The organism is Desulfococcus multivorans (assembly GCF_001854245.1).
Lineage (GTDB): Bacteria > Desulfobacterota > Desulfobacteria > Desulfobacterales > Desulfococcaceae > Desulfococcus > Desulfococcus multivorans.
Map to the genome: position 1 here is coordinate 3,003,305 of NZ_CP015381.1, position 17,422 is coordinate 3,020,726.

At 56.9% G+C, this 17,422-nt stretch carries 16 protein-coding genes; 10 read left to right on the top strand and 6 right to left on the bottom strand.

Translation table 11 applies throughout. The annotated features are described in order from the left end of the window. Nucleotides 1-23: 23 nt before the first annotated feature. Entirely contained in the window at nucleotides 24-872 is an 849-nt protein-coding gene (locus tag dmul_RS13060; protein WP_020875889.1) for a haloacid dehalogenase-like hydrolase, read from the bottom strand. 13 nt (nucleotides 873-885) lie between these two features. After that, the gene (gene serC / locus dmul_RS13065) at nucleotides 886-1,974 is read right to left on the bottom strand and encodes a 3-phosphoserine/phosphohydroxythreonine transaminase (protein WP_020875890.1); all 1,089 of its coding nucleotides are present in this window, start codon (nucleotides 1,972-1,974) and stop codon (nucleotides 886-888) included. A gap of 130 nt (nucleotides 1,975-2,104) precedes the next feature. Here serC and hisD point away from each other — a divergent pair, with 130 nt between their 5' ends. Continuing rightward, on the top strand, nucleotides 2,105-3,406 hold the full coding sequence (gene hisD / locus dmul_RS13070) for a histidinol dehydrogenase (protein ID WP_020875891.1): 1,302 nt from the start codon (nucleotides 2,105-2,107) through the stop codon (nucleotides 3,404-3,406). A 39-nt stretch (nucleotides 3,407-3,445) separates the two neighbouring features. Here the strand turns inward: hisD and msrB are convergent, their stop codons facing one another. Beyond that, entirely contained in the window at nucleotides 3,446-4,579 is a 1,134-nt protein-coding gene (gene msrB, locus dmul_RS13075; RefSeq protein ID WP_020875892.1) for a peptide-methionine (R)-S-oxide reductase MsrB, read from the bottom strand. Between the two features lie 335 nt (nucleotides 4,580-4,914). Here msrB and dmul_RS13080 point away from each other — a divergent pair, with 335 nt between their 5' ends. The 4 genes from dmul_RS13080 to dmul_RS13095 all read left to right on the top strand — a co-directional run bounded on the left by dmul_RS13080 (nucleotide 4,915) and on the right by dmul_RS13095 (nucleotide 10,980). After that, entirely contained in the window at nucleotides 4,915-5,094 is a 180-nt protein-coding gene (locus tag dmul_RS13080; protein WP_020875893.1) for a hypothetical protein, read from the top strand. A 219-nt stretch (nucleotides 5,095-5,313) separates the two neighbouring features. Then, a complete protein-coding gene (locus dmul_RS13085) occupies nucleotides 5,314-7,176 on the top strand; it encodes a sigma 54-interacting transcriptional regulator (RefSeq protein WP_020875894.1) in 1,863 nt (620 codons plus the stop codon). Between the two features lie 556 nt (nucleotides 7,177-7,732). Next, a complete protein-coding gene (locus dmul_RS13090; RefSeq protein WP_020875895.1) occupies nucleotides 7,733-8,890 on the top strand; it encodes an acyl-CoA dehydrogenase family protein in 1,158 nt (385 codons plus the stop codon). 86 nt (nucleotides 8,891-8,976) lie between these two features. Next, on the top strand, nucleotides 8,977-10,980 hold the full coding sequence (locus dmul_RS13095) for an acyl CoA:acetate/3-ketoacid CoA transferase (RefSeq protein WP_020875896.1): 2,004 nt from the start codon (nucleotides 8,977-8,979) through the stop codon (nucleotides 10,978-10,980). A gap of 224 nt (nucleotides 10,981-11,204) precedes the next feature. Here the strand turns inward: dmul_RS13095 and dmul_RS13100 are convergent, their stop codons facing one another. Next, the gene (locus tag dmul_RS13100) at nucleotides 11,205-11,618 is read right to left on the bottom strand and encodes an acyl-CoA thioesterase (RefSeq protein ID WP_020875897.1); all 414 of its coding nucleotides are present in this window, start codon (nucleotides 11,616-11,618) and stop codon (nucleotides 11,205-11,207) included. Nucleotides 11,619-11,929: 311 nt separating this feature from the next. On the opposite strand from dmul_RS13100, the gene dmul_RS13105 reads away from it, so the two are divergent. From dmul_RS13105 to rtcA, 5 genes are read left to right on the top strand one after another with little or no spacing between them, the layout of a single operon-like run. Then, entirely contained in the window at nucleotides 11,930-12,469 is a 540-nt protein-coding gene (locus dmul_RS13105) for a Spy/CpxP family protein refolding chaperone (RefSeq protein WP_020875898.1), read from the top strand. Between the two features lie 26 nt (nucleotides 12,470-12,495). Beyond that, nucleotides 12,496-13,140, top strand: a complete 645-nt coding sequence (locus tag dmul_RS13110; protein ID WP_020875899.1) for an RNA polymerase sigma factor — start codon at nucleotides 12,496-12,498, stop codon at nucleotides 13,138-13,140. Continuing rightward, nucleotides 13,137-13,463, top strand: coding sequence for a hypothetical protein (locus dmul_RS13115; protein WP_020875900.1), 327 nt, complete (start codon nucleotides 13,137-13,139; stop codon nucleotides 13,461-13,463). The genes dmul_RS13110 and dmul_RS13115 overlap by 4 nt, the downstream gene beginning before the upstream one ends. Further along, nucleotides 13,464-14,192: a hypothetical protein gene (locus tag dmul_RS13120; RefSeq protein ID WP_020875901.1), complete on the top strand. Its 729-nt coding sequence runs from the start codon at nucleotides 13,464-13,466 to the stop codon at nucleotides 14,190-14,192. A gap of 39 nt (nucleotides 14,193-14,231) precedes the next feature. Next, nucleotides 14,232-15,269, top strand: a complete 1,038-nt coding sequence (rtcA, locus tag dmul_RS13125) for an RNA 3'-terminal phosphate cyclase (protein ID WP_020875902.1) — start codon at nucleotides 14,232-14,234, stop codon at nucleotides 15,267-15,269. Nucleotides 15,270-15,333: 64 nt separating this feature from the next. Here the strand turns inward: rtcA and dmul_RS13130 are convergent, their stop codons facing one another. After that, a complete protein-coding gene (locus tag dmul_RS13130; RefSeq protein ID WP_020875903.1) occupies nucleotides 15,334-16,521 on the bottom strand; it encodes an MFS transporter in 1,188 nt (395 codons plus the stop codon). A gap of 22 nt (nucleotides 16,522-16,543) precedes the next feature. Continuing rightward, nucleotides 16,544-17,422, bottom strand: a complete 879-nt coding sequence (locus dmul_RS13135; RefSeq protein WP_020875904.1) for a B12-binding domain-containing radical SAM protein — start codon at nucleotides 17,420-17,422, stop codon at nucleotides 16,544-16,546.

Genomic DNA, 17,422 nt, shown 5'->3' on the forward strand with positions numbered 1-17,422 from the left:
AATACCAGACAGCGGGCAGGGGGTCAAGCCCTGCCCGCTTGCGTTTTCAGCCCTTCCCACCGCCGCCAATTAATGAATCGTATCGTCTTCCCAAGGGGCAATCTATTGAGAATACGTTCATCTGCGTCATCACCGATAAACACCGTCTGATGGGGCATCATGTCAAGGCGATTGAATTTGGTCAGAATCATGCCTTCGACCCCGCCGGTAAAACAGCCGTTCCGGTCTGCGATCATCCTGTTGGCATGAACGACAATGGCGGCCGGCGAAACGCCGATCTCATCAAAGCACTTTCGAACATCGGATCTGTCAAGAAATTGTTGGACAACCTCCCGGGAAGAGCCCTGGGAATAGACGTGAACTTCAGGATGCGACCTGAATGAACACAAAATGGCGCGAAGAATCGTCATCACTGATGGATTCAGATGGAGCGTATGGGCCGATCCCGGGGTCGAAGGCATCGGCGCGCCGTGGACCAGGGCGGCCAGTGACTCGACTTCAACCCCCTTGAATGCGCCGAAGGTCGCCCGGACGGCCCAGGGAGCCCATGCAGCCCCCCGGGAGAGCATCAGCGCCGCCGTGCCTCGCACGGCACTTTTCACCATGAACGCCAATCTGCGTGTCAGCGTCCAGTTGGAAAAGCGCAGGAGGAACAGAACCCATACGATCGGGACATGCTCTAAAATGAGGGTTCCGTCGAAATCGAGAGCAATGCATGACCGGCCGGAGACGGCGTCAAAGCCATGCTCACCAGGGGGCGTCGAACCTTTGCTGATACAGCGGCAACCCATATATTCCAGACGGCTGAGAACACCCCGCTCCCGCCGAATTCCCGGCGGGGCGGTGTATGTCTCGTTCGCTTTCCCGGCCAAGGACGGCTTCGGCCTAACCGTTTCTCTTCTCGAAGGTTTTCATGAAATCCACCAGCGCCGAAACGGCGTCGATCCCCGTGGCGTTGTATATGGATGCCCGGCATCCGCCCACGGAGCGATGGCCCTTGAGGCCGCCGAAGCCGGCCTGAGTGGCCTCCTGAATGAATTTCTGCTCCAACGCCTCGGAGGGCAGGCGGAAGGTCACGTTCATGCGTGAACGGCTGTCGGTGTCGGCGGTTCCCCGGTAAAATTCACTCCGATCCATGAAATCATAGAGCATCCCGGCCTTTTTCTCATTGATGGCGGCCATCTTGTCAAGGCCCCCCACGGTCTCCTCCAGCCATTTCATGACCAGTTGGAGCGTGTAGACGGCGAAACAGGGCGGCGTGTTGAACATGCTGTTCTTTTCACTGAAGGTGGTGTATTTGAGCATGGTCGGCAGATTCTGGGGAACCCGCGCCAGCATGTCTTCCCGGATGATCACCATACATACGCCTGCCGGTCCGATGTTCTTTTGAGCGCCGGCGTAAATCACCCCAAAGGGGTTGGGATCGAAGGGACGGCTCATCATGTCCGAGGACATATCGGCCATGATCGGCACGCTGCCGGTCTCGGGGAATTCGGCCCACTGGGTGCCCTTGATGGTGTTGTTGGAGGTAATGTGGACATAAGCCGCATCCGGGTTGAAGGGAATGTTTTTGGGGATGTATGCAAAGTCCCGATCCTCGGAGGAGGCCACCACGTTGACGGTTTTTCCCTGAATTTTGACTTCCTTGATGGCCTTGGTGGACCATGTTCCGGTATTGACGTAATCGGCCGCCTTGCCCTCAGGAAGGAGGTTCATGGGAATCATGCAGAACTGCAAACTGGCACCGCCCTGCAGAAAAAGGACATGGAACCGGTCATCCAGCTTCAGGAGGCGTCGCGTGCGGGCAATGGCGTCCTCGATAACGGCATCAAACCACTTGGAACGGTGACTGATCTCGGTGATAGACATGCCGGACCCCGCAAAATTGAGAAAATTTTCCTGAATTTCCTCAAGGACGGGCAGGGGAAGGGCCGCAGGGCCGGCATTGAAATTGTAAATTCGGTGTTCCTTCATAAGCGCCTCCGATCATAATTGAATATTGTGTGAGAAACTCACCTGTGGTAATTAGAAACTTTTCTTTTTTCAAAAGGCTATCGACTTGTCAAGATGATAACGGCAATAAAGACTGAAAAAGGCAGGACCCATGGAGATATACACTTACCCATCCAATGCGGCGACAGGCCGTCTGAAAGCAATTGCCGGGCGGGGCGTCGCATTCGATGAAGCGCTGTTCGAAAACGTCAAGACCATTTTAAAAGATGTTGCCTCGCGCGGAGACGCGGCTTTGGTGGACTACGCCAACCGGTTCGACGCCCCCGACTTGACGGCGGCGGACCTGGAGGTGACACCCGCGGAGTTCTCAGCGGCGGAAAGCGTCGTGGAGGGTTCCTTCATGGCGGCCATGGAGCGGGCGGCGGAACAGATAGAAGGTTTCCACCGGAAGCAGCTTCGGAAATCCTGGATTACCACCGATCGGCCCGGCACCTTGCTGGGCCAGATCTTCAACCCCGTGGAGACGGCGGGCGTTTACGTGCCCGGCGGAACAGGGGGGGACACACCGCTGGTGTCCACCGTTCTCATGAACGCCATTCCGGCTCGGATCGCGGGGGTCAACCGTATCATAATGGTTACGCCTTCCCGCCGGGACGGCACCGTCAACCCTTACATGCTTGCGGCGGCCCGTCGGGTGGGCGTGGATGCCGTATTCAGAGTCGGCAGCGCCTGGGCCATAGGGGCCCTTGCCTACGGGACCGAACGGATTCCGCGATGCGACGTCATCGTCGGCCCCGGCAATATCTATGTCACCATTGCCAAGAAAATCGTCTCCGGCACCGTCGGCATCGACATGATCGCGGGGCCGAGCGAGGTGCTGGTCATTGCCGATGATTCTGCCAACCCGGAATTCACGGCGGCTGACCTTCTGTCCCAGGCCGAACACGACACGCTCGCCTCCGCCGTTCTGGTCACCACCTCCCGACCGCTGGCGGAGGCAGTCGTCGCTGCGGTGACGCGGCAGACGGCGCATCTCACCCGTAAGGATATCGCTCGGAAATCCCTCGAGAATTACGGTGCGGTCTTTGTGGTGTCGGACATCCCGGCCGCCTTCGAACTCGCCAACCGGATCGCTCCCGAACACCTGGAACTCCATATCGAGGCGCCATTCGAGCATCTCGGACGGATCCGAAACGCGGGCGCCGTCTTTGTCGGTCAGTTCACGCCGGAGCCCATCGGCGACTACATCGCCGGCCCCAACCACGTGCTGCCCACAGCGGGCACCGCCCGGTTTTCCTCGGCGCTTTCGGTCGATAATTTCATCAAGAAGACCAGCCTGATCTCTTACAGCGAGACAGCCTTCCTTGAAGATGCCCCGGACGTCATCCGCCTGGCGGAGACCGAAGGACTTGGCGCCCACGCCCATTCCGTCAGGATCCGGCTGGGTCAATAGTCACAGCGAACGCGGGCACCCACGCGTCGCAGGCGCTGTTTACGGCTCAGATACAAACACCCGGAGATATTCCCCGTACCCCTCTTTTTCCAGATCCGCCTTCGGCACAAATCGCAGGGCCGCCGAATTGATGCAATACCGGCGGCCCGTGGGTTCCGGTCCGTCGTTGAAGACATGGCCGAGATGGGAATCGCCGTAACGGCTTCTCACCTCGGTACGGACCATGAAAAATCTGCGATCTTCCTTTTCGATGACATTGTCCGGTTCGAGTGGGCGGATAAAGCTGGGCCATCCGGTGCCGGAGTCGAACTTGTCCGTCGAACTGAAGAGGGGCTCGCCGGAAACCACGTCGACATAGATGCCCGCCTTCTTGTTGTCCCAATAGGCATTGTGGAAAGGCGGCTCGGTCCCCTCCTCCCGCGTCACGGTGTACTGAAGCGGCGTCAGCGTCCTGCGCAGGACGGCATCATCGGGTCTGGCGTAACGGACTTTCGAAGCGCCGTTTTTCAGGCTGCGGTCATCGTCCTTCCAGACCTTCCGAATGAACTGATCCCGCCCGGAACCGCTCCGGTAACGTCCGTAACGGCCCGGATTCTTCTTGTAATAATCCTGGTGATATGCTTCAGCGGCGTAGAATCGGTCCAGCCTGCGAATCTCCGTCACAAGCGGCCGGGCGAAACGTCCTGACCGGTCCAGCGCCGCCCTGGAAGCCTCGGCCTGCTGTCTCTCTGCCTCGGTTTCATAAAAGATCGCAGTCCGATACTGCGGCCCTCGATCCACAAATTGACCGCCGGCATCCGTCGGATCCACATGACGCCAGAACACATCGAGCAGTTCGGTGTAGGAAATCTTCCCGGGATCATAGACCACCTGAACGGCTTCCAGGTGGTCGGTCGATCCGGACGATACCTGCTCATAGGTCGGATTCTCCAGGTCGCCGCCGGTGTAACCCGAAAGCACCTCGACAACACCGTCGACCTTCTCGAAATCCGATTCGACGCACCAGAAGCATCCGCCGGCAAATGTGGCTTTCCTCAGGTTGTGGGGGGTATTCGTCATGTTGGTTTTCTCCATATTCTTTTCGTTAACCCTCATGCCGTCGGCCTGGCGAAGGATGCCAAGTCCCATCAGTGCCAATAACGCCGCGGCGATCATCAGAAACCCGGGTTTCATGGTGTCAACTCCTTTCATCCATAACGGCGAAATCGCGCCGCCCCTGCAGGACGCGCTTTCTTCGTCGGGGTTCCGCCGTCATTATATCCCGAAATATAGGCATCCTTTCCGTTACACCCAAGGGCAGCCTGCAGGCGACTTGAGTCAGGGCGTCCGGAACCCGCGAAATTTTACACCCCGTCATGAAAGCCGGCTTGAGTTTTCATCCAATTGGACTTATATTAATCAATGGTATTCTATCGGGGGTTTCCCGTATGAAATTCTGACGACCGCAACCGAAACCCCACCCACTTCGCGGCAGTCATCCAGCGATACGCCAACAATGGAGGATCTTGATGCGCGCATTCAAGATGACCGGCTATAACAGTGATAACGTCAAAAGGGTACGATATCGCTTTGCCAAAGACTTCAAGGACGCAGAGCAGCGCTTCACCAAGGAGTTCTGGTATCTTCACATCGAGTCCATCACCGAGTGCCCTGCATCGGAAGCGAGCATTAACGGCGTCCACAACTGACGTCGATACTTTCGGTCAGTGCTCGCAATAATACCTGAAATGAGCCTGAAATGAGCCTGAAATGAACCTGAAATAAAATAGACGAATGCACCCCATTTCCACAACGTTGCTCACCGTCAAACCCCGTCAAAACATCGGTGCCCCAAAGCGGAGACGGTCTGATGCAGAGAGGGCCGGCGACACTTCGCTTATCGGTTGCCCCCATGGAATCGCAGTTGGATGAAGAACGACAACACTATTACCATCCAGAACCTGAAGGATCTGGATCTTCTGGTGCAGCAGATTCGCAGGCTCGAGCAGGCGAATGAACGGCCGGAAAAAAAGGCCCTTCAACAATACATGAGTGTCTTCGACAACTCGGGCGCTCCAGCCATCATCATTGAAAATGACATGCTCGTCTCCAGGGCCAACCCCAAGTTCGAGGAGCTCACCGGTTTCACCAAGACCGAAATCGAAGGTCGGCTGAAGTGGCCCCAGTTTCTCGTGGAGGAAGACCGGGAGCGCATGGTTCGCTATCACACCCTCAGGAGAATCCGTGAGGACAAGGCGCCGGAAGAATACGAATGCACGGTCGTCACCAAAACCGGTCAACTGAAGTATATCTACATGAAAGTGGGCATGATCCCGGGCACCCGTCGAAGCGTCGCCTCGTTTACGGACATCACTTCCCTCAAACTGACCGAACAGGCCCTTAGGGAGAGTGACCGGCGGCTGTCGACCCTCATGGGCAATCTGCCGGGCATGGCATACCGGGGCAGCAACGACGCCCGTCGGACCATGACCTTTCTCAGCCAGGGATGTCGGGGATTGACCGGCCTGGACCCGGCGGTTTTGACGGGTGCGGATGCCGGCGGCTACGCGGATCTCATCCATCCCGACGATCGGAAGATGGTTCTCGCCGTCATTCAAAAAGCGGTTTCCCAGCGCCGTGCTTACGAAATGGTATACCGAATCCGTCTCGCCGACAACGACGGTGAAAAGTGGGTCTGGGAGAAAGGCGTCGGGGTCTTTTCCCCCGAAGACGAACTTGTCGCCCTCGAGGGGTTCATCACCGATTTCACCGACCAGAAACGGTCTGAGCAGGCTCTGGTCCAGGAGAATATCCGGCTTCGAAGTTCCATGAAGGACCGGTACCAATTCTGTGGCATCATCGGCAAGAGCCCTGCGATGCAGCAGATCTATGAGATGATTCTCAAAGCTGCAGCCTCTGACGCGAATGTGATCATCTACGGCGAATCCGGCACGGGCAAGGAACTCGTGGCCCGGGCCATTCATGATACAAGTGATCGAAACCGAAGGAATTTCGTACCGGTCAATTGTGGAGCCATCCCTGAAGGCCTGTTTGAAAGCGAATTTTTCGGCTATAAGAAAGGTGCCTTTTCCGGAGCGCATGTCGCCAAGAAAGGCTATATCGACATGGCCGAGGGGGGCACCCTGTTTCTGGACGAGGTTGGAGAAATCAGTCTCCACATGCAGGTCAAACTGCTCAGAGCCATAGACCAGGGCGGCTATACGCCTCTGGGTGGAAACGAAGTCCTTCGGCCGGAAATCCGGATCGTCGCAGCCACCAACCGGGATCTTAAGATGTTTGTACAGAAGGGGCTGATGCGTAAGGACTTTTTCTATCGCATCCACATCATTCCCATCCATCTGCCGCCGCTCAGGGAGCGAAAGGAAGATCTGCCGCTCCTGATCGAACATTTCCTGAAAAAATATGACAAACAGGATCACGGGGAGTTGATCTCAGGCAGGGTTCTGGAATTTATGAATCGCTACGAATGGCCCGGCAATGTCCGTGAACTCCAGAACGTGCTTCACCGATACGCCACGCTGAACCGGCTCGATCTTGTCGACACCGATGCCCATGAACCGGAAGGTCGCCTCCCCGATTTTCGCGGACCGATCGAAGAGCAGGCGGACGTCCCGGATTTCCGGACAGCCGTGCGCCGCTTTGAAAAAGCGCTGATTCTGAAAACCCTGGAGCAGAGCCGGTGGCATCGGGAGGCAGCGGCCAAACGCCTCGGCCTTCCCGTGAGAACTTTTTTCAGAAAGCTCAAGGCCCTCGACATATCATCGGCATGATTCGTGCCATTTTTGGCATGTGTTTATTTTAAATCTAATATTAGACAATTATAGCCTTATACCAAGATATTCATGCCGGTTTCGGCAGGATTTTTTTGTTCGTTTTATCTTTCTCCTTTTTAACCCCTCTTCGTTATCCCCTGAACCTTTTGCACCTGCACAACGATTTCAAGACCGTTGAACCGCCACTTCATCAAAACAATTATTTCTTTAAAATCATATTGTTAAAATTGAAACGCCCAGCCCGATGTAATTATTGCCGCCGGTCGGATCGTCAGAAAATCATCGTCTGCGACCCTCATGGCACAAACCTTGCTATTACCTGCATCGATTGTCGGGAGGAGCATCCATGCCCCGTTCAGCGGAAGTCTGTTCATAACGCAACCCGACTGTCATGATGGAGACTGAAGGCCGAAGACCGGAGGGGCATAAAAGCACCCCCTTCGCCACAGGCGCACCCCTGTAGCCTATAGCCTTCAGCCTGTAAATGCCGCGGCAAAATTTGGTTGAAGCGGTTTTTAACGAACGCACCATGATTAAACATGAGGAGTTAAAGATGGAATTCGAGTTGAACCGGGAACAGAAAGGCATCCAGCAGGCGGTTAGAGATTTCGTCAAAGGCGAATTCAAAAAAGATGTCATCGCCGAGCTTGAAGAAACCCATGCTTATCCCCGAAACATCTGGAAAAAAGCCGCGGATCTGGGTTTCATCGGCATTCATTTTCCCGAAAAATATTCAGGCCAGGGACTCGGCGTCCTCGAAAACATCATCGTCGCCGAGGAATTCTGCAAGGGCGATTCTTCAGTGGGCGCCTGTCTTCTCTTGGCAGGCTTTGCCTCTGAAATCATTCTCCATTTCGGCAGCGATGCCCAGAAAGCGGCCTGGCTGCCCAAAGTCGCCGAAGGCGAGGTGCTTTCCTGCGGGGCGTTTACAGAGCCGGATCACGGTTCGGACATCACGGCCATGACGACCACCGCAGTCCGGGACGGCAACGAATGGGTCATCAACGGCACCAAGGTCTTTATCACCAACGGCGGCCCCCTGGCGGGCTTCTACTCCGTGCTCTGCCAGACCAGCCCCGATGCGGTCCCCTCCCACCGCGGCATGAGCCTGATCCTTGTGGAAGCCGACCGCGCGGGTGTTTCCACCCACAGCGTCGGCCACAAGATGGGCATCCGTATGATGGATACGGCCGAGGTAAATTTCAAGGATGTCCGGGTTCCGGCCGAAAATCTGATTGGTCAGGAAAACCGGGGTTTTTATCAGGTTCTTGAATTTTTTGATGAAAGCCGGATTCTCATCGCAGCCCAGGGGCTGGGAACGGCCCAGGGCGCATTCGACCGGGCACTCTCGTACATTAAATCCCGTGAGCAGTTCGGCCGGAAGATCGCCGGATTCCAGGTCAATCAGCACAAAATCGCCGACATGGCCACCAAGATCGAACAGGCCCGCCTGCTGACCTACAAAGCCGCCTGGAATTTCGATCAGGGCCGCATCGACCCCAAGCTCACCTCCATGGCCAAAATGGCCGCCGGCCGATGTGCGGTGGAGGTCTGTGACGAGGCTATTCAACTCCTCGGCGGATACGGCTACATGCTGGAATACGAAGTGGAGCGGTACGCACGGGACGCCAAGATCTGCGAGATCTACGAAGGTACCAGGGAAATTCAGAAGAATACCATTGCCGGCACTATTCTTGGCAAGATGAAATAGGCGTTCCCGGAGAAAAGCCGCCCCCCAATGCAACCCCATGGATATGCTCCGGTAATCCCGGAGCATAATGGAGATTTTCGATCAAGATGGAAAAACCTTTGACCCCAATCGGAACGTTTAAAACCCTGCTGAACCCGTTTCAGTCCACCGCTACCCAAAAGGACAAAGTCGTGACTGCCGAGGAGGCCGTCCGCATGATCCGGGACAACGACACCGTAGCGTTCGGCGGCTTTGCCGGTGTGGGCGCGTGCGAGGAAATCGCCGCCGCACTGGAGCGCTGCTTTCTCGATACCGGCGCCCCCAGAGACCTGACGCTCATGTTCGCCGTGGCCACCGGCCCCGGCAACGACAGTAACCTCGGCCTCAACCACCTGGCCCATGAAGGTCTCCTCAAGCGCATTATCGGCGGTCACTGGGGGCTCGCCCCCAAAATCCAGCGGTTGGCGGTGGAAAACAAGGTCGTGGCCTACAATCTGCCCCAGGGCATCATCAGCCACATGTACCGCAACATTGCATCGGGAAAGGCCGGAATATTCTCCGATGTCGGATTGGGAACCTTCGTTGACCCCCGCAACGGCGGGGGAAAGCTCAACGAGCGAACCACCCGGGAGATCGTCCGACTCATGGACATCGACGGTGAAGAGTATCTTTTCTACAAAACGTTTCCGGTCAATGTAGCGGTGATCCGGGGAACCACGGCTGACACCAACGGCAATATCACCATGGAAAAGGAAGCCCTGACCCTGGAGTCCCTCTCCATCGCGATGGCGGCGAGAAATTCGGGCGGACTGGTCATCGCTCAGGTGGAGCGGGTAGCCCAGGCCGGAACCCTCAATTCACGCCAGGTCAAGATCCCGGGCATCCTCGTGGACGGCGTGGTGGTCGCCCGGCCTGAAAATCACTGGCAGACATTTGGAGAAATCTACAATCCTTCCTTCAGCGGGGAAGTGGCGGTCCCCATGAACGCTATCCCGCCGATGGATCTGACCTGCCGGAAGATTATCGCCCGGAGGGCCGCTTTCGAAATCAAACCGAACTGTGTGGTAAACCTGGGTATCGGTGTACCCGAAGGCGTCGCCAGTGTGGCCAACGAGGAAAAAATCCTCGATTTTATGACCATGACGGCCGAGCCGGGCGTCATCGGCGGGCTGCCTGCAGGCGGGATCAATTTCGGAGCCGCCGTGAACGCCGCCGCCCTCATCGACCAGCCCTACCAGTTCGATTTCTACAACGGCGGAGGCGTGGACGTGGCTTTCCTGGGTATGGCCGAAGCCGACCGCGAGGGCAACGTCAATGTAAGCCGATTCGGGTCCAAGCTGGCCGGAGCCGGTGGGTTCATCAACATCAGCCAGAATTCCAAAAAAGTGGTCTTCATGGGGACCTTCACGGCCGGGGGCATGACTTATGCCGTCGAGGACGGTCGTCTCACCATTCAGAAGGAAGGCCGGTTCAGAAAGTTTGTCGACCACGTTTGCCACATCACCTTCAGCGGCCCCTACGGCGCACGATCCAAACGGAAAATCCTCTATATCACTGAACGCTGCGTCTTCGAACTGGGCGACCGGGGACCCGAGCTGACTGAAATCGCTCCCGGCATCGATCTTGAGAAGGACATTCTTGCTCACATGGATTTCATGCCCGTCGTCCGGGAACCCCTCAAACAGATGGATGACCGCATTTTCTTTCCGTCAAGGATGGCGTTGAAAGACGATCTTCTCAATATCTCCCCGGAGGACCGGATCATTTATGATCCCGCTAGCGATACCCTGTTTGCGAATCTCGCAGGATATTCGGTCAAATCCATCCATGACGTCAAGGCAGTCGAGAATACGATTTCAGGACTTATCTCTCCTCTCGGCCGAAAGGTCCAAGCCATCGGCAATTACGATCAGTTTGTCATCGATCCGGATCTGATCGACCCTTATTCGGCGATGCAGCAGTCTCTGCAGAGCCATTACTTCTCACGGGTCAGTCGATACACCACCAGCGCCTTTCTGAGAATGAAGTTGGGCGACGCCCTCGAAAAGCGCGGTGTGGCGCCCCATATCTTCGAAAGCCCGGAAGAAGCCCATGCCTTTCTGAAAAACTGAGCCGTTGCATGCGGCGCCGGAGATTTCCCCATGCCGATGAACTGGAATGCAGCTTACGGGTCGTCCGGCGCCCCATGCGTCAACGGTTTCAGGTGTCACGGAAAGGGGCTTGATTCAACTTTCGGCTTAATTCACAATCCAACTCAACTTTCGACTTTCATAGGCCGGTGCCGGGAGGATACGGCACATCCATCTGGTCATCATCATGAAAGTCGAAAGTCGAGTCACAATACATAACCTTCGAAGGCCCTAACAGCCGTCGTAAACGCTTCCGGAAGCGGAACGACCTTCCCGCTCTCAAAATCGAAGCAGATGTTGGTGGTACTGCCCGACGCACAGAGCGTGTCTGCTTTTTCAATCCGGTATTCCATAACAAAAGCCTTGGACTTGATGACCGTTATGCGGCATCCGACCTCGATGCGGTCCCCCAGAAACAGCTCACGGCGATAACGGCAGGTCGCTTCGGACACCATCATGCCGTATCCCCCGATATCCTTTTCCGTAAAGCTCAGGTGGGCGAGATAAGCGATTCGAGCCTCCTGGAAGTAGGTGAGATAATGCTGATAGCCGACATGGTTTCCGTAATTGATTTCCCCGATCCGGACGGTAATGGGTCTGGTGATCTTGAAATCCTGCATTGTCGATATCCATTCCAGAAATGTTTAAAAGGTTGAGAGAGAACGCCCGAGACGCCCCTCCTCTATAGGTCGCCTCCGGATAAAAATCAACATGTCAGCCCCACTCCCACTGCACGGCATGCGCTTTCAAAAGTACCCGATAACCTTCCGCCGGATGAGTGACAATCCGGTGCCTCCGATCTCGGTCATTTTTTTTGTAACCATTTCCCCCGCGGCAACGATGATAACATCATAAGGCGGCAATACCGTCGACAGTCGTGAAGCTTCAACGACCATTCATCACTTTTATCATTCGATACATGGAGGATACTATGAAGATCAACAAAGGATTGACAATTATCGCGGCGCTTGCCATGATTTTCACCCTCGGCTCCCAGGCCATGGCCGGTCGCGGGGGCGGTTGGAAAAACTGTGACGGCAATATGGGGTTTCATGGCCGACACGGCGGAAAGCACGGCGGTTACGGCATGATGGGTCTCGGATTTCTGAGGGACGCGAACCTTACCGAGGACCAGATGCAGCAGGTCGTCGGTATCGTTAAAAATTACGCGACCGACCTGAACGCCAAGAGAGATGCCGTGAGAACGGCCCGCCAGGACATGATGAAGACCCTGATGGCGGATGACGCGGACGAAGCGGCGGTCCGGAAGGCCCACGCGAAAGCGGCGACGGCAGGAGAGGCCATGATGGTTCTCCGCTTCAAAATGGTGAGCGACATCAAAAAGATACTCACCGCTGAGCAGCTCGCCGCCGTCAAGGAAAATATGAACCGCCGTCATCAAAGGATGCAGGATAACTCCGGTCGTCGATGGACGGAATTCGAAAAACAACTGGACGCCCTCATTAAATAGGATCATATGCCGGGGTCCGGGGCGCATTGCCCCGGCTCCGGCCGGTCATCGACACCCGACTTCTCATTATGCAGCAGATCGCCACCACTGAAAGCGACGCGGCTCTTATTCAGCAGATCATCGCGGGGAATGCCGATGTCTTCGAAACGCTCCTGAAGCGCTATGAACAACCGGTGTTGCGGATATTGAAGAGACACCTTCCGTACGATCAGGTCGAGGAAACCGCTCAGGAGGTCTTTGTCAAGGTTTACCAATCCCTGCCGGGCTTCAAACAGACCGGCAGCTTCAAGCACTGGTTGTCATCCATCGCCGTCAGGACCTGTTACGATTTCTGGCGGAAACACTACCGGAACCGGGAGATGCCCATGAGCTCTCTGACGGAAGCCCAGGCGGAGTGGCTGGAAAAAACCCTTTCCAATGACGCTGAAATCGATCATGAAAATCTGGGACGACGGAAGGAAGCCCGGGAGGTTTTGGAGGAGGCTCTCGGCCGGCTTTCCGCCGAGGATCGGATGGTGCTGGAACTGGTCTACCTGGAAGGTCTGACAGGGAAGGAAGCCGCAAGTCTGCTGGGTTGGAGCGTGGCCAACGTAAAGGTTCGAACGTTTCGCTCCAGAAAGAAACTCGAGAAGATACTCATCGGGCTGGCCCGACACGAGGAGGATCGATGAAACCCGTTTACAGAAATCGATTGAACGCTGTTCTGAGAACGGCCTACCGTGAAAAAACAGCCGCTCCTGTTCCGGACGGGTGGCAGCGAGGGGTTATGGAACGCATCCACGTCCTTCCCTCGGCATTGGCGTGGCGTGCCCGCGTCGTATATGAATTCACGGGCTTGTCCTGGCGGTTCGCCGCCGCGGCATGCGTTTTGGTCATTGTGATGCTGTCGGTGGTCGCCTTTCAAGACGGTTTCCAGACCGAATACGAAATGGCCCGTCTGTTCATCGGCGATCCCCTCGAATTCAGTCTGGTGCAATCCATGGGAATTTTTTAGATGAACCACCTTAAACTCAAGATGATAGCGGGAATCCTGCTGGTCTTTTTCGCGGGAATCGTCCTCGGGACCGTGGGAACCCATCTCTATGCCAAACGCCAGTTCGAACGGATGGTCCGGGGGCCGGCCGCCTTCCTGTTTCCCCGATTCATGGAGAAGATCGGGAACGAACTGGGCCTGACACCGGAGCAGCAGAAAAAAACCTCGGATATTCTGGGTGACCTCGAGGAAGCCCTCTATGAGTTCAGAAAAAAACACGCCGGTGAGTTGGACGCCATCATCGAACGCCATTTTGAAATGCTGAAGGCAAACCTTTCAACCGATCAGCAGGAAAAGCTGGAAAGCTTCAGAAACGATTTTCACCGGTTCCGGAAACGGTGGCTGAGGCCTCACGACAAATTCGGACCCCCAAGGCATTCGGAAGCACGATCCTTTCGGATGCGATTGAAGCAACAGCTCAATTTGAGCGACACGGCGTGGGATGAGGTTCAGGTCATCCTTCGAAAGGATTTTCGCAAGAAGCGGAAATTGTTCCGGCGACATTGGAAAGACCGTCTTACCGAAACGGAATTTCGGACACGAATGAACGACATCCAGCAGGAAACCGAAAGCGCACTCTCTGAAATCCTGACCCCCGATCAACTGGCGACCTTCAAAGCATTGCAGGCGGAGGTAATGCAACACCGGACCGAGGATGACCCTCCCCCACCCCTACACGGCGCGCCTTGAACCCATTGTGGGACGGCGGCAGGAAGCGAAAAACGGCAGATGATCCAGATTGACGGTGCCTACGGCGAAGGCGGAGGGCAGATTTTGCGAACGGCGCTGGCGTTGTCCCTGGCCACCGGCACGCCGTTCACCATCACTCGCATCCGGGCTAACCGCAACCGCCCGGGACTCATGCGACAGCACCTCGCAGCGGTTTCGGCCGCCACGGCCGTCGGGCATGCCCGGACAATCGGCGCGGCCTTGGGCGCCGGCCGCCTCACCTTTCAGCCCGAAGGGGTTTATCCCGGCCGATATCGTTTTGACGTCGGCAGCGCCGGCAGCGCCACGCTGGTCCTCCAGGCGATCCTGCCGCCCCTGCTCACTGCAGAAGGCGACACCCGGCTGATTCTCGAGGGGGGCACCCACAACCCGTTCGCCCCGCCTTTCGACTTTCTCGACCGGACGTTCCTGCCCATGATCCGACGGATGGGGCCCGAGGTAACGGCAACGCTTGCCCGGCCCGGGTTCTTTCCGGCCGGCGGCGGACGCTTTCAGGTTGACATTCGACCTTGTCTCAGACTGAACGGCTTCGATCTCCTTCAGCGAGGAAGCGTCAATCGCTGCAGCGCCGCAGCGGTCACGGCGAAGCTTCCCCGTCACATTGCCGAACGAGAGCTCGCCGTGATCCGCCGCCATATCACGCTTAAAGACGATTGCCTTTCAGTGATCGAGGTCTCCGATTCGCCGGGTCCCGGCAATATCGTGACCCTGGCGGTGGAAAGCGACGCCGTCACCGAGATCTTCTCGGGCTTCGGCCGTCGCGGCGTGCCCGCCGAGAAAGTGGCCATGGCGGTCGTCGCCGAGGCCCGTGAATATCTGGCTGCGGACGTCCCCGTGGGGCGCCGCCTGGCCGATCAGTTGCTCGTCCCCCTGGCCCTGGCCGGCAGGGGCCGCTTCCGGACGCTCCCCCCGTCCCGTCATACCCGCACCAACGCCCATGTGATCCAGCAATTTCTGGAGGTTGACATTACCTTCGACGCGAAAGCCGACGGATCATATGAGATCGCCGTTTCCAGCCGTCACGACGCAACGGATTGACGCGGCATCCCGTCGATGCCGTTCCCAGACAGTCTGGCATCCCTGAAATCACAGGCCTGATCCATCATGGGGACGTCTTTTTCCGATCTGTTCCGGACTTGATCGGCAGCGCTTCAATCCGCATCGGAATGCGGATTCTCTGTACCGCTAAAAACGAGGCGAGGCTCAAGCCCGCTCCGAACCAGAAAGGGATCCGATAGTCGATTATCCAGAGCATGCCCCCCAGGGCCGGGAAAAAAACAGCGGCAATGTGGTTGATGGTGAAGCCCACGGCCATGCTGGGGGCGATGTCCGCGGGATCGCCGATCTTCTGGAAATAGGTCCGGATGGCGATGGCGAAATTGAAAAAGATGTGATCCAGGATATACAGAAGGGCCACCATCCATTTTTCCTGAACGATGCCGTACGCCGCGAAGATCAAAATCAGTGCCGCGTATTCCAGGGAGAGGACCCGACGCTCCCCGTACCGGATGATGCACCGGCCGATGAACGGACTCAGAAAATAGTTGACGATATTGTTCAAGACGAACAAAAGCGTAATCTCCCGAACCGAAAAACCGAAATTCTTCACCATCAGGAAGACCGCGAATGAGGTGAAGATCTGCCGTCTGGCTCCCGCAAGGAAGGTCAGAAGATAATAGAGACCGTAACGCCGTCTGAAAACCATCCGCTTTTGCTGGGGAACGATGTCCCTGTCGGTGGGATCCTGGGAAAATCCCCAGAAACTCACGGCGGCGACGAGACCGCCGAGCAGGAGAAAGAGCTGTTGAAAATCCATGATCCCGGCCGCCAGGTAGATGAACAGGCCCACGGCGATATTGGATGCCGCGGCCATGCTGCGGAGTTTGCCGAAGACCCAGGGGGACGTGTCCCGATCGAAATACTGGAGGGTAAGGGACTGGTTGGTGGTTTCATAGCAGTGAAACCCCAGACTCATGACGAAGGTCGTGAGGATCAGCCCGCCGTAGGACGGAAAGTATCCCGTGGCGGCGATCCCTACCCCGAGCATCAGAACCGAGAGGGCCGACAGACGATGCTCCCGCATGATCAACAGGACATACACCACCAGAAATGTCATGAAACCCGGAATTTCACGGATCGATTGGATGATGCCGATATGGTGCCCGTCCAATCCCGCCGCATTGACGGCAAAATTGTCGAAGAGGGTCCGCCAGCCCTGAAGCCCCACCGTCGATGCGATGGTGAGCATCATCAAATATCGGTACATGTGCTTTTTGGAAGCTGATTCCACAAGTTTTTCCTATATGCGAAGTTCAGCCGGAAAATTCTGAAGAATCTCCGACCGCGTTTCTTCGACATCCGGCGACGTCACGACGGATTGAGCGCCCTCGAAACCAAAAGGGCCTGTGGGAATGAGCCGCCCCTCCCGGCGGCAGCGTCAATACCCAGAGGGCGCCGTCGGTGAAGTGAAACCATTCGACGCCGAAGCCGCGGTGGAGCGTTTCCATCTCATCCACGATCCGCTCCGGGTCCCGGAGGCGCATCCGTCTCCCGCCGAGGCCGGGATAGACGCAGTAGGCGCAAGAGAGGTCGCACCCCCGCTTGCCTTCGATGCCCATGACCGCCACATAGCGGTTGCCCTCCAGGTAGTCGGCCGGTGAAAATGCGGCCGTATCCGGGGGCGGCAGGGCGTTCATGTCCACCGGAGCGCCCGCCGGGCTGCGTCGGATCTTTCCCCCTTCCCGCCAGAGCGTTCCCGGAACGCCTCCACCGCCTGCCGTCATCTGCGGCAAGGCGCGTTCTCCTTCCCCCACCAGCCCCACGTCGATCTCCGGAATTTCGGTCATAAGACGCTCGGGAAAGAGGGAGAAGGCCGGTCCGCCGGCCCAGATCCGGGCGTCCGGGACAAGGAGACGGCTCATGCGGGCGGCGGTCTTGAGAGAAGCGAGATACGAGGTCTGCTGACCGGCCAGCGGGTCGATGTTCCGAAACGAGAGCAGAACCCGGTCCGGTCGGAATGTGAGCAGCCGCGCTTTGAGATCCTGCCAGGGGTCCAGAGAGCGGTTCATGTCAAGGGCCTGTTTGTCATGTCCCTCGGGGATCAGCCCCGACAGCCGCGCCAGTCCTAACGGATAGACCCGTTCTCCCGCCCCCAGATGGGAGGTGGGAACCTGTACCAGAAGAAATCGCAT